Raw genomic sequence first — 14,128 nt, forward strand, 5'->3', positions numbered from 1 at the left:
CACGGCGGGCCGGGACGCGGACATCAGGGTAGTCCGCGCTCACCACGACGAGATGTTGAGAGACCGAGGGGCAAAGGACGTATTCTTCGCGGAACTCCTCCCGGCGGCCGACGAGTCCGGGCCACACTGTTGGCTCTCCGGCGCGGGTTGGGGGTGACGCCGTGGGGGACGCGGCCAGTGCACCAGATCAGATCATCTCCTTGCCCTCTGGCGGGGGAGCGCTCAGCGGGATCGGCACTACGTTCGTTCCTGACCTCCAAACCGGCGCAGGCGGTCTGACCCTGCCGATCGAGGTGCCTGCTGGGCGCGGCGGCCTGCAGCCGAGGCTCGATCTCGTCTACAGCACGGGATACGGCAACGGTCTGTTGGGGCAGGGCTGGAACCTGTCCGTTCCGGGTGTGACGCGCAAGACGTCCCCGGTGCCGGTGTATCGCCAGGGCGTGGACACGTTCGTCCTCTCGGGTGCGGAGGACCTGCTACCTGTCGAGCAGTTGGCCGACGGCTTGCGGTACCGCCCGCGGACGGAGGGGCTGTTCGCCGAGATCGTGCGTCACGGCCGGGACGGCGGCACCGGGAGTTCGGACTACTGGGAAGTCACTGACAAGGACGGTCTGATCAGCTGTTACGGCACGCCGCGCCCCGACGGTGCCGCCGTCAACTGGCGGGATCCGGCCGTCACTGCTGATCCGCACGACCCTGACCGCATTTTCGCCTGGTCGCTCACCAGCACCCGCGATCTGCTGGGAAATCTCGTCGTCTACGAGTACGACGCAGATGAGGGCGCCGCAGGCGCTCATGTCTGGCGTCGTCCGTTGCTGCGACGTATCCGCTACGGCGACTACACCGCCCCGGACGGGTCCCAGCGGTTCCTCGCGAGCGTCACGTTGGAGTCAGAAGCGAGGCCGGATGCCTTCTCCTCGTACCGCGCCGGGTTCGAGATCCGCACGACCCGCCGGTATCGCTGCCTGCGTACGGCCGTGCACGCCGGTGTGGACCAGCCTGTCCGCCGCTACGACTTCGCCTATGAGCAGGACGGCCACAACGGTGTCTCACTCCTCACTGATGTGACGCTGGTCGGGTACGACGACATGGGCGTCGAACAGCACGACCTGCCGAGCGTGAGGTTCGGCTACGGGCTGCTCGATCCGGACAGGTGCCGCCTGCAGCCGGTCACCGGTTCGGACCCGCCCGGCATAGCGATGTCGAGCGCTGACCACGAGCTGGTCGACCTGACCGGGGACGGCCTGCCGGATGTTCTGCACCTCAACGGCACCGCCCGCTACTGGCGGAACCTGGGGAGCGGGGTGTTCGACCGGCCGCGGCCGATGCCCCAGGCTCCCGCCGGGCTGGCCCTCGGCGACCCGGAGGTGCAATTGCTCGACGCGCAGGGCGACGGCCGTGCCGATCTGATGGTGACGACTCCCGCTGTCGCCGGGTTCTTCCCGCTGCGCTTCGGTCCTGACTGGGGTCCGCTGAGTCGTTACCGGACATTGCCGAGCACCGATCTGAAGGATCCCGCCGCGCAACTCGTCGACCTCACGGGCGACGGCGTCACGGATGCCGTCCTGGCCGGCACCCGCCTGCTGTGCTTCTTCAGTGACCCCGAGGCGGGCTGGAGCGGCCCACGGCCCGCACGGTTCGCGCCCGATGCCGCCGGACAGCCACCACCGTCCGTCACTCCGGGTGACCCGAGGGTTCGATGGGCCGACATGACCGGCGACGGCCTGCGCGACCTGGTGTTCGTCCACGGGAGGTCGGTGGAGTACTGGCCCAGCCTCGGTCACGGCCGGTTCGGCCCCCGCACCCGCATGGCAGCGGTACCCGACCTTCCCATCAGCCATGAACCCGGGCGCCTGCTGCTCGGCGACCTCGACGGCGACGGAGCCGCTGATCTCGTCCACGCCGTGGACGGACGGATCACTGTCTGGTTCAACCGCAGCGGCACCTCGTGGAGCCCGCCGCTGACCGTCCCGGGGGTCCCGGAAGACACCTGGGACATGCGGCTCACGGACCTGCTGGGCACCGGCACGAGCGGCATCCTGTTCAGCCGCGACACCGTCCGTGCCGGCACCGGGCGGGCGTCGATGTACTTCCTCGACCTCAGCGGCGGCGGATCGCCACGGCTGCTGACCGAGATCGACAACCAGCTCGGGGCCGTCACCCGGGTCGCCTACGCCTCGTCCGCCGCGTACGCGGCCTCCGACGCAACGCGGCCGTCCACCGCCTGGCGCACGCCGCTGCCCACCCCTGTTCCGGTGGTGGCGCGGATGGAGACGATCGACGAGGTCTCCGGCAGCTCACTGACCAGCGCCTACCGCTACCGGCACGGTTACTGGGACGGCCGGGACCGAGAGTTCCGGGGCTTCGGTTACGCGGAGCAGACCGACAGCTTCGCCCCTCACCATGCAGGGGGTCCGCACCCTGACCATTCGCTCCCCCTGGTCCCCGAGGCATCGATCTCCCCTCCCACACTCACCCGCACCTGGTACCACCTCGGCCCGGTCGATGCCGACCGGGACGTCCCCTGGGAGGAGCTCGATCTGGCACACGAGTTCTGGCCCGGCGGACCTCCGCTGCTCGGCCACACCGATACCATCCGTGGCTTTCTGCGCGCGCTCTGCTTACCGGGAGGTGCCCCGGATCGCGCCGCCCGCCGCGACGCCCTGCGAGCGCTGCGCGGCCGGGTGCTGCGCAGCGAGGTGTACGCCCTGGACGGCACACCCCTGCAGGACCGCCCCTACACCGTGACCGAACACGCCTACGCGCTGCGAGAGGAGTCCAACCTGCGCGGCCCGGGCGGGCACCGTTCCTTCCTCGCCGTCGAAACCGCGAGCTGCACAACGAACTGGGAACGCGGCGACGATCCGCAGACGCGTTTCTCGTTCACCGGGGATTACGACGCCCATGGCCAGCCGCGACGCCATACCCAAGTAGCGGCCCCACGCCGGTCTGTGTGCAGGAAGCCGTTGACGGCGGCGGTCGTCGGGGCGGTCGACGTGGACCCGCTGTCCGTCATCGCCCTGCACACCCGTACCGCATACGCGACCACGCCCACCGGCCTGGCACCGTACGACCGTGTCGCGCAGATCCGCCGGTACGCCCTCGCGAATCCTCCCACCGTGACGGAGCACGCCCCGGCCGACGTCTGCGCCGTCCTCTCCGACCAGGTACGAGTCGCCTTGGCAGTGGTCGCCGCCTTCGACGCTCTGGCTCCGGAGGAGGTCACGCTCGTCGGACACACGGTGCACCACTACGACGGCCCCGCGTTCACCGGTCTGCCCGCGGGTGAGACCGGGGAGCATGGTCTGCTCACCCGGACCGAGGAACTCGCTTTCACCGACTCGGTGCTCGACGATGCCTACCGGGAGCGGCGCCCGAAGGAGCTCGGAGGGACCGCGCCGACGCCGGACGGAACACCTCAGGGGGCTTTGTCCGAGGGCGTGCTCGGGTATCGGCGCGAGCGGGCAGGGGCCGTCCATACAGAGGGGTGGTACGCCGACACGACCATGCAGATGTACGACGTTCAACTCCCTGATGAGGCGGGACTTTCGGGCCGGGGGCTGCTGCGCGCCGTCCGCGATCCCCTGGGCCACGAGACAGCGCTCTTCCCGGACCCCTACCAGCTCTTCCCCGTCCGGATACGGGCCTCGGCCGGTACGGACCATGCGGTTCTGGAGACGACGGCAAACTACAACTACCGCGTCGGCCGGCCCGAACGGGTTCTGGACCCCAACGGCACCGCCACGACGATCGGCTATCAGGGACTCGGTCTCGTGTCGTTCGTCGCCACCGTCGACCGTGACGGGAACGGTGACACCCTGGAGCGGCCCGGCATCCGGCACGACTACGATCTCACCGCCTACGCCACCCGGCGGCAGCCCGTCTGCGCACGTACCCTGCGCCGGATCTGGCACGCCACGGACGGTGTCTCCGACGAGATGATCGAGTCCAGGGAGTACTCGGACGGCTTCGCACGCCTGTTGCAGACCCGGACCCAGGCCGACGAACTCGCCTTCGGCGAGGGGGACACGGACAGCGACAGCGGGCTTGCAGGACCCGGTGAGGCAGGCCCGGCCGTCGGCCGGCGGCGGCCGGACCGGGTCGTCGTCAGCGGGTCGCAGCGGTACGACAACAAGGGTCGCGTCGTCGAGACCCGCCCGCCTGTGTTCGGCCATGGCTGGAACTACACATCCGGAGTCGGTGAACGCCCCACTGTGACCTCCTACGACGCGCTCGGGCGCCCGGTGCGCGTCGTCCACCCCGATGGTTCCCAGCGCCGCACTCTGTACGGCTCCCCGTCCGACCCGGCCGATCCGGCTCACGTCGTTCCGTCCCCCTGGACGGTCACCGTCTACGACGAGAACGACCTCGCTCCGTCGTCGATCGCTCCGGACGGCACATCGCTGGCCCAGGCAGCGCCCGCCGCACATCATTTCACCCCGCTCGTCACCGTCAACGACGCACTGGGCCGCAGCGTCTGTGCTCTCACCCACGGTGGTCCGGACGCCGTCGCCCACCACCTCACCCGCACCACCAGGGACGTGCATGGCAACGTCCTGGTCATCGCCGACGAGATGGGCCGCAGGGCGTTCGAGTACGTCTACGACCTGACCGGCAGACCGCTGCGGGTCACCGGCATCGACAGCGGACCGCGGTGGTCCGTGCCGGATGCCCGCGGCTCGACCGTCCTGACCGCCGACGCCCGCAACGCACTCACGCTGCGCACATATGACGGTCTGGGCCGCCCTCGCACCGTGCTGGCCCGCGACAAGGGTGGGGGGCCGCTGACCCTGCGCGAGCGTGTCGTCCACGGCGACGCCCTGCCCCCCGGAGCGGGCCGTGAGAAGGCGGTCGGGGCGCGGGCCCTGGGCAGGATCTGGAGCCACGACGACGAAGCCGGACGCCTGCGGATCGAGGCCTACGACCTCGCGGGCCGTGCCCTCGGCGAAACACGACATGTCGTCTCCGACGCCGCGCTCGCCGCCGGGTGGGAACCGGACTGGGCAGCCGACGGCGCCGACGACGTGCTGGAACCCACCGGACTGCTCACCCGCACCCGGTACGACGCCCTCGGGCGAGTGGTGGAGACACAGTCCCCGGGCGGACAGATCGTCGTCCGCCGCTACGGCCGTTGCGGCGCACTGCGGGCGATGGCGGTCGACGGGCATCTCCACGTCCCGCTCATCGCCCACGACGCGCAGGGCCGACGCGTCCTCGTCGTTTACGGCAACGGCCTGATGACGCGCTACTCCTATGATTCCGGCTCCCGCCGACTGCGGCGGTTGCGCAGCGAACGCGCTCTTTCGACCGGAGACACCTGGACCGGCACCGGGCCGCCGCTCCAGGACCTCACCTACACCTACGACCTGGCGGGGAACGTCACCCGCATCGAGGAGCACACCCCCGGATGCGGCGTGGCCGGGACGGCGTCCGGACGAGACACGTTGACGCGGGAGTTCACCTACGACCCCTTCTACCGGCTGACCTCTGCCACCGGCCGCGGCTGCGCCGACCTGGCCACGGCGAGGCCACCGGAGGACTTGCCCCGATGCGGTGCCGTCGGTTCCCCGTACACTCCGGGCCCCGCGAGACCGGACCAGATCAACGGCCCCGAGGTCACCACCGCATACGTCGAGACCTATCGGTACGACGAGACGGGCAACCTGCGTGACCTCTTCTACCGGCCGACAACCGGGCCGACCGTGTCGGGCTGGCATCGGCGTTTCGGTATGGGTGGCCTGGAGCCCGGTGACTCCGCGAAGCCGGCGGACAACCGGCTCACCTCGGTGCGCAATCCCGGCGGCGACCTGGCTCTCGGCTACGACGACGCCGGCAACCTGATCACCGAGGGCGACAGTCGCACCCATCGCTGGGATCACGCCGGTCGTATGACCGCCTTCACGGAGGGCGCCGGTGCTGCGATGTCCGTCCGGGCGCGCTACCTGTTCGACGCGGCGGGCAACCGGGTCAAGAAGTGGGTGCGTCGCGGCCCTGGAGCGGGACATGACGAAAGCACGGTCTACCTCGGTGCACTTGCCGAGCACCACGCATGGGCCGTCGACGGCGGCGGCAGGAGCACAGTGCTGCGCCTTCACGACGAGGCGTCACAGGTCACGGTAATCCGCACGGGGGATCGGCACCCCGACGACTTCGGACCGCCGGTCAGCTACGAGCTGGCCGACCATCTGGGCAGCACCGCGTTGACCGCCGACGACACGGGGCGGTGGGCGACCCGCGAGGAGTACTTCCCCTATGGCGAGACCAGCTTTGGCGGCTTCCGACGCAAACGCTACCGGTTCACCGGCATGCCCCGCGATGAGGAGACCGGCCTCCAGCCGATGGGTGCGCGCAGCTACACGCCGGGGTGGGGCCGCTGGACGAGCTCCGATCCGGCCGGACCGGTGGACGGCTGCAACACCTACGCCTACGCCCGGGACAATCCTCTGCTCTTCACTGACCCGACCGGGCGGCAGAGCACGACAGCCGGGAACCGTCCACAGACCCACGCCGTGATGATCGGCAACTCCGACCGCAGCAGCGGTGACGGCGACAAGTCGACGAATCGGCATGCTTCGAGGGAGACCATCGCCCGCCATGCCGTCACTCTCTTCACGAAGGACACGGCCGAAGACTTCGCCGGACCCGTCCGTTCCGGTGACCATGTGCTCGTCTTCATCCCTCCCGACACACCGGAGAAGCTGAGAGAGCAGATCGAGGCCGCAGTGCGCCACTTCAGCGAACGCCGCCTGGACGCACGAGCGGTCCCCGGGGACAGCAGCCAGGAGGAGTGGCTCGAGGTCAGACCCTGGGTGACCTATGAGGTTCGCACGGTGGAAGAGGACAAGGTCGCTGAGGAACTGAACAAGGCCGGAAACGTGCGCCAGTGGTTCTACCTCGGGCACGGAGGGACCGGCGCGCCATATTACGACATGAACAAGGCCACACGGTTTCCCCCGGTCGACGCCTTCAAGACGGAGATCTTCACACCTGACGCCCGTGCGGTCTTCATCTCCTGCAACAGCTGGAAGTACGCCAAGAAGATCACTGAGCAACACGGCATCGCGTCCGTCGGCAGCGAGGGCACGACCTACTGGGCTGTCAGCAACATCAAAGCCGGAAAGCTTCATGACGACGCCCCGAAGGGGAGTTCTCTGCGATGGAGCTACGAGCCCGGTCCCGGGGGAACCGCCACGGGTACGTGGGAACCGCTCAACGAAATCTTCGGGACCCCCTTCCTCCTCCTGGTCCCGACAGGTTCTCCCGCTATGCCGGGCCGACGCCGGTGAGGAGCGCAGATGGCCGGAATCACCATTGAGTCACCCGCCGACGGGACGAGCGTGGTCGTGGGGTCCACTGTGCGGATCGCCGGTTCCACCGAGCCGTTCGAACCGGACGATCCCAGAAAGCCGAAGGCACCGCGGTGGCCGAAACTGGTGACGGTCAGCATCGACGGCGGCCCGCAGCAGGAGGCAATAGGTCTCGACGCGAACTGGGGCGCCTGGGAAGCGCAGATCTCGGTCGATGCGGCGGGCGCGCGCACCGTCAGAGCGGTGGCCCACTGGTCCCTCGGCAACGGGATGCAGGAGGAGGACGTGCTGGTGGTGCAGGGCGTGGCGACCCTGGCCCTGGCGGAGCCGACCGCACCGGTCAGTACGGTCGAGTTTCCCGTCGCGGTGTCCGCCGGTCCGCCCGACACCCGCAGCGTGCGCGCCCGCGCAGACGGCCAGGCATGGGTGGATCTCCAGCCGAACGCGGGACGCTGGGAGGGCCGCCTGCGGCTGGCGGACCAGCACGTCCCGCCTGGCGGCAGGAAGGTCGGCATCGACCTTCAGGCCACGCGGGACAACGGCCGGACCTACGAGGGAGCGGGCCAGGTCACCGCAGTCGACGCCACTCTCCCGGTGGTGCTCGCGTTTACGCCCTCCGACGGGTCGAAGCTGCCGGGCAGCGGAGTAGGCGCCGTCGCCGATGTGGTCATCACGGTCCAGGACTCCGGGCGAGGTGTGCTGAGCAGTGGGGTCGTCGCCGTCGACGCCCGTGTCGACGACGGCCCGTGGATCGCCGCCGAACGCCGCTCTGACGGCGATCCCTCGACGTGGGCGGCCCAGGTTTTCGTCCCCGCGCAAGACGATCATGTCATCAAGGTACGTGCCATGGACGCCAACTCGACGTCGGTCGAGGACGCCGGGCACCGGGTCGTGGTGACGACGCCTACGATGCTGCGCGACCTGAGCCGTCAGACATACCTGGGTGACCTCCTGGCGTTCGCGGCCGACCGGCTGTGGGTGCGCGCACCCGATGGGGGACCGGCAGAGCCTCCGTATGCCACGGCGGAGCAGATCGGCGAAGCACTGGGGCAGGATGTCGCAGCGGTCGCACGCATGAGCCCTGCTGAGGCGACGGCCCCCGTGCGGACGCTGCGCCTGGTGGTCGAGACGCTCGCGCGCTACGTGCGGCCGGGCCCGCCGGCCCCCCTCGCCGCGTGGCCTTTGCACGAGGGCGAGGGCGCCACCGTCGAGGACACGGCCGGCGGCAGGGCCACAGGCACCGTCGTGAATGCGGCATGGGACGAGGGCACGGTTCCGCCGGTGCTGCGATTCGACCCGGACGACGCCGCGCATGTACGCGTCAGCGCGGAGGGTGCGGCCCAGGTTCGTGTGGCCGACCGGTTCACACTTGTCGCACGCGTCCGCCCCTCCCGGGACACCGCCGAGCCGGGCATTGTGATCAACAAGGAAGGCGAGTACGAGATCGCCCGGTTCCCGGACGGGACGCTGCAGTGGGCCTTCGCCGGCACCGCCCCCGGCTGGACCTGGATCGACACCGGGGCGGTCGCGCCGCTGGGCCGGTGGACCCATATCGCTCTGGCCTGCGACGGAAGCCGTGTGCGGACCTGGACGGACGGCGTCCTGCGGCACACCGCCGAGGTGTCCGGGCCGGTCGGCGACGCCCATCCTGCCGACAACGAGCTGTGGATCGGCGGCCGACCCGCCATGGCACAGTTCTTCGCGGGCGACATCGCGGACGTCGCCGTGTTCGGACGCGCTCTGAACGAAGCCGACCTGCACCGCCTGCTGGGCAAGGAAGAGGACGGCGACGGAGCCCGCCTGTGGGTGGACGACACCTTGCCGGACGGGGCCGAGACAGATACCGATCAGGACTCCTGGGAATGGGTGACGGAGAATCCGGCACCTTCCACCGGTGTCCGCTGCCACCGCTCCCAGATCACCGCGGGCCGGCATCAGCACCGGTTCCGGTTGCCCGCAACGGGTTTCCCCGTCGACCGCGGCGATGTCCTGGTGACCGACGTGTGGGTCGACCCTCTTCACCCACCGCGACAGATCATGCTCCAGTGGCAGGACGCCGACGGCTCCTGGGAGCACCGGGCCTACTGGGGCGAAGACCTCATCGACCGGGGGACGGACCAGACCGACAGCCGCCGCCGTATCGGCGCTCTGCCGGAGCCGGGCGAGTGGGTCACACTGCGCGTGCCCGCCAGGCTGGTGGGCCTGGAACACTCGACGGTCCACGGCATCGGCTACGTCCTGTTCGACGGGCGTGCGGCCTGGGACCGGACGGGACGCATGACAGCACGGGCCGCGGCCGCCACAAGCGGGCACCTGCAGGCCGCCTACCAGGCGTTGCTGGGCGCCCACGGCACATCCGAGGTCGAACTGCGCCTCGCGCGAGGGGCGACGCCCGCACAACGCACCGCACTGGCGCAGCGTCTCGGCATCGCCCTGCGGCCGACCCGGCCGGACGAGCTCGACGAACTGCTCGTCAGCCGCGGAGGCCTGAACGCGGCGGCACTGGAGACGCTGTTCGGATACGCCGACCCGCTCAAGGCCACCGAACCCCTGCCGCAGACAGCCGCCCTGACTCGCTGGAGGCTCGCGGCCCTGCGTACGCAGTGGCGCCGGACCGATCACGGAACACCCGGCGCAGTGGGGCAGACACCGGTGCTGGACCCGGAGGTCGTCGTCGCCGAGGACTGTGCCGACCCGGCCGGGTCGGCGGCCGGCCTGCTCCGTGACCGCATCGCCTGGCGGGACACCCAGCTGAGGACGCTCACCGCCCTGCGGGACATGTCCGGGGACGACGCGGCAGCCGTGAACAATGCCGTCGCAACCGTGCTCGCAGGTGTCGACCTCGATCAGCTCGCGGCCGCCCGACGCGCCGGGCAGGACATCACCGAGGCACTCACCACCGTCGGCCTGATCCAGCGGGACATGCTGCGCCTGCTCCAACTGCGCGACCTGGCCGGGACAGGGCCCCTGCACGACGACGAATGGGACGACGTCGTCACCGCTCTCGTGCGTGTCCTGCGGCGGCGCAACTGGGCGACCTGGCGCTCCGTGGAAGCGACGGTCGACGTGGTCGTCGACCCGGCCGTGTTCCGCGACGCGGCGCAGGCGACGGGCACGGCACTGCCCTCCTTCATCGACGCGACAGCACGGCAGGACTGGCTGGACCGGCTGGCGGCCCGCGCCCTGGCTGTCGAGTCGGCCGCCGCAGCGCAGACCGCAGCCTGCGCCCGCGCGGAGGACGCGGCCCTCCCTCTGGTGCGCGACGCACTGCTGCGCACCATCGACCCGGGCATCCCGGGCCTGTCCGTCGCCGACGCCTTGAGCTCCGTGCTGTTCATGGATGTCGGCGCCGGCCCCGAGGATGTCACCAGCCGCGTCGACCAGGCCATCGAAGCGGTGCAAGGCATCGTATTCTCAGCGCGCACCAACCGGCTCCTCCCGCAGGGCCCGTGGCCCCCCGCAGGACACGCAAGCAGCTGGCAGTTGCGTCAGACGGACGCCTACTCCCGCGCCGACTTCGACGAAGAGCTGCGCTGGACAGGCGCCCACGCGGCCTGGCAGACCGCCGTGTCTGTGTTCTTCCGCCCCGAACTCATGCTTTATCCGGCGCTTCGTCCCGGCACCACACCTTCCTACGCACAATTCCTGCGCGAACTGACCGCTGCCGGCGGTGACCTCACTCCGCAGACAGCACGCGAACAGGCGGCCGCCTACAAGAAGAGGCTCAAGCCGGAGACCCGCGCTGCACTCGAGGCCGTCGTCGTGAGCGGGAAACCGCTGATCGACTGGGTACTCACCGACCAGCTCACTTCCATAGGGCTGGCCGCCCTCGCGAAAGGCCAGCGCTCGTTGATCCACGGCGCCACCGCACTGCGCGACCTGCCCCCGGAAGTGCAGGAAACGATGTGGCTGGTACCGCTTCAGTCCGCGATCGCGTTGAGCCGCATAGGCGAGGACCTTGCCGCGATCGACTGGCTGCGCACCCTGTACGCGTACGACCAGACCGGCGCCGACCGGATCATCTTCGCGGGCTTCCTTCTGGAGGAAGGCCCGCCGACCGTACTGCAACGCCCGCTGAACTGGCCTGCCGGCGACGAACTCAACCCACACCGTATCGCCGAAGGCCGCGCCGGTGCCCACCTGCGCTTCACCAAACTGCTCTTGGCGCGCTGCCTCGCTGAGCAGGCCGATGCGGAGTTCACCGCGGACACACCTGAATCGCGCCCACGCGCCCGGGAGCTCTACCTGGCCGCACTGCGCAGCCTGCACTCGACAGAGTTCGACGACCCGCCGGAAGCACCGCGTGTTCCCGCGAACCCACTCCTCGAAGCCCTGCGCGGGCGTGTCGCGGCGAACCTCGGAAGGCTGCGCCGCGGACTCACCATCGCCGGCGTGCCCCGGCCCGCACCGGCCGCCCACGAGGGCACTGCCTCGCAGCTCGTGGTGCCCGCGCTGGACGGAGGGCCACTCACACCGCCGACGCGCCCCCCACGGCCCACGCCCTATCGCTACGCCACACTTGTCGCACGGGCGCAGCAACTTCTTTCACTCGCTGCTCCGGTCGAAGAGGCTTACCAGGCGGCACTCGTAGGTGCCGACGCCGAAGGCTATACGGAACAACAGGCCGGCGCGGACCTGGAACTGTCCCGTGCGCGCGCGGTCGTGCAACAGGCTGCGGTGGACGCGGCTGATCAGGACGTGAAGGTCGCCCAGGCGCAGGTACTCCGAGCCAAGCGGCAGGCGGAAACGCTGGAAGGCTGGATCGCGGCAGGGCCGTCCGAATGGGAACGGGATCTGTTGGACAGCTATCAGCAGATCGCCGCAACACGTCAGGCCATGGCGGAGAGCGACGCAGGACTCACCATGGCCAGTGCTGCGGCAGCAGCAACGACGGCCTGGGGCGCAGGGATGCTGGGAGCGGTGGCGCTGGCAGCCGCATTGCGTTCGGGACAGGCGCGGACGCTGGCTCAGCAGGAAGCGCGGTCCCAGGACTCAGCCACGCGCGCCGGCTATGAGCGCCGGTCTCAACAGCTGCAGCTGGAGGCCTCCCTGGCGCGCGACGACGAGGTCATCGTGGCCCAGCAGGGGGAAGTCCTCAGACGGCGGGCAGTACTCGCAGCGGAGGAGCACAACGTCGCCACGGCGCAGGAACGCCACGCTCAGGCAGCGGTCAACTACCTCGCAGGTCGCCGATTGACCGCTGAGATGAAGGCATGGATCGCTGGTCAGCTCGGAGAAGTTCGGTGCTATCTGCTCCGGCAGGCCACCTCCGTCGCGCAAATGGCCCAGCAGCAGCTCGCCTTCGAGCGCCAGCAGCCTCCGCCGGAGATCATCAAGACGAGCTACCTGACCGTCTCCGCCGCTGCCGCGCAGAGGCAGAACGAACCTGAAAGGTACGGTCTGAGCGGATCGGCGCGGTTGCTGCGTGACCTCACCGAACTCGACCAGCACGCGTTCGAGACCAACCGGCGCAAGCTCAACCTCGATCATGTCTTCTCCCTCTCACGCACGGCACCTGAAGCGTTCGCGGAGTTCCGACGAACCGGCGTCCTCAGGTTCTGCACGCCGATGGAGGCGTTCGACCGCCGGTTCCCCGGCCATTTCCTCCGCACGATCCGCCGGATACGGCTCTCGGTGGTGGCCCTCGTACCGGCTGCCCAGGGGATCGCCGCGACACTGACGTGCAGCGGGCAGTCGAAGGTAGTGGTGGGACAATATGGCGTATTCCAGCCGATCACCCTCACCCGTCCACCGGAAACGGTGGCCTACACCTCCCCGGTCGGCGCGACCGGCATCTTCGAACTGGACCCCCAGCCGGAACTGAAGTACTTCTCCGAGGATCACGGCGTCCATACGACCTGGGAACTGCAGATGCCCAGAGCCGCCAACCCCCTCGACTTCCGCGCCATCGCAGACGTGCTGGTCACCATGGAGTACACCGCTCTGGCCGATCCCGACTACGCCCGCCAGGTCCGGGCCGCTCTGCCGCAAAGCGTCCACGGCACCCTCCCGCTGAGCTTGCGCGACACCTTCCCTGACGCCTGGTACACCCTCCACGAGCGGGATCCCGACAACCTGGCCGCCATCCCGCCGGTCACCCTGCCCGTCACTGAGGCCGACTTCCCCAGCAACCTCGACAACGTGCGCCTGGAGGCCGTGGCCCTGCTCGTCATTCGGTCGGGCGAACGCGCAGAAGGCGACGCCGACATCGCAGTCGATCACCTGGACCTCGTGCGGGGCAACCGGCGCATCCACGGCGGCGCAGCCACAGCCACCGGTGACATCATCAGCACACGCCTGGGCACCGGAAGCGCCTGGCTCCCCCTGACCGATCCCCCCAACCAGGCGGCACCGCCGGGCGAATCATCCTCACCCTGGGCGAAAACGCCGACCGGGGAATGGGAGCTCGCCCTGGCCGACGACGCCGACACACGCGAGGCGTTACGCGATGGTGCGATAGCCGACCTCGTGCTGGTGCTCAGCTATCGTGCCGACCTGCCTGCCTGGCCCGCCTGAGCCATGCCGGGCGAAGCGCGAGGACCGGCTCTCCGCCGTCTACACAGCCCGTATCAACGCACCCTGTTTGAGCGGCCGTTGGCCTCACGACAGATGATCGTCCGGCTACGAGCGCGCCTGTACTGCTGCGAACAGAAACGCTGTACCCGGGGTGTGTCCAGTCAACGGCTGATCTTGGTTGGTTGAGGGTCAGTGGCTGGTGGTGGGGGCGAGGCGTCCTTTGAACCTCCCCAAGTCGCTTGCGTCCAACGGAGCTTCGATGTGCCGTCAGTCTCTCACGCCATGTCTGTTCAAGTCGCCTGTCC

At 69.6% G+C, this 14,128-nt stretch carries 2 protein-coding genes; both read left to right on the forward strand.

Annotated elements, in window-relative coordinates; all coding sequences use genetic code 11:
* Positions 1–161 precede the first annotated feature (161 nt).
* Complete coding sequence (locus tag ACFYR0_RS27765; protein ID WP_389333648.1) at positions 162–7,286, forward strand: SpvB/TcaC N-terminal domain-containing protein; 7,125 nt, start codon at positions 162–164, stop codon at positions 7,284–7,286.
* A gap of 9 nt (positions 7,287–7,295) precedes the next feature.
* Complete coding sequence (locus ACFYR0_RS27770) at positions 7,296–13,823, forward strand: LamG-like jellyroll fold domain-containing protein (protein ID WP_389333651.1); 6,528 nt, start codon at positions 7,296–7,298, stop codon at positions 13,821–13,823.
* Positions 13,824–14,128: the final 305 nt, after the last annotated feature.

The organism is Streptomyces sp. NPDC005017, from assembly GCF_042873115.1.
In the GTDB taxonomy this organism is placed as follows: Bacteria; Actinomycetota; Actinomycetes; order Streptomycetales; family Streptomycetaceae; genus Streptomyces.

Coding starts and splice junctions, on each gene's coding strand:
- ACFYR0_RS27770 (WP_389333651.1), top strand. CDS start 7,296: ATGGCCGGAATCACCATTGAGTCACCCGCCGACGGGACGAGCGTGGTC.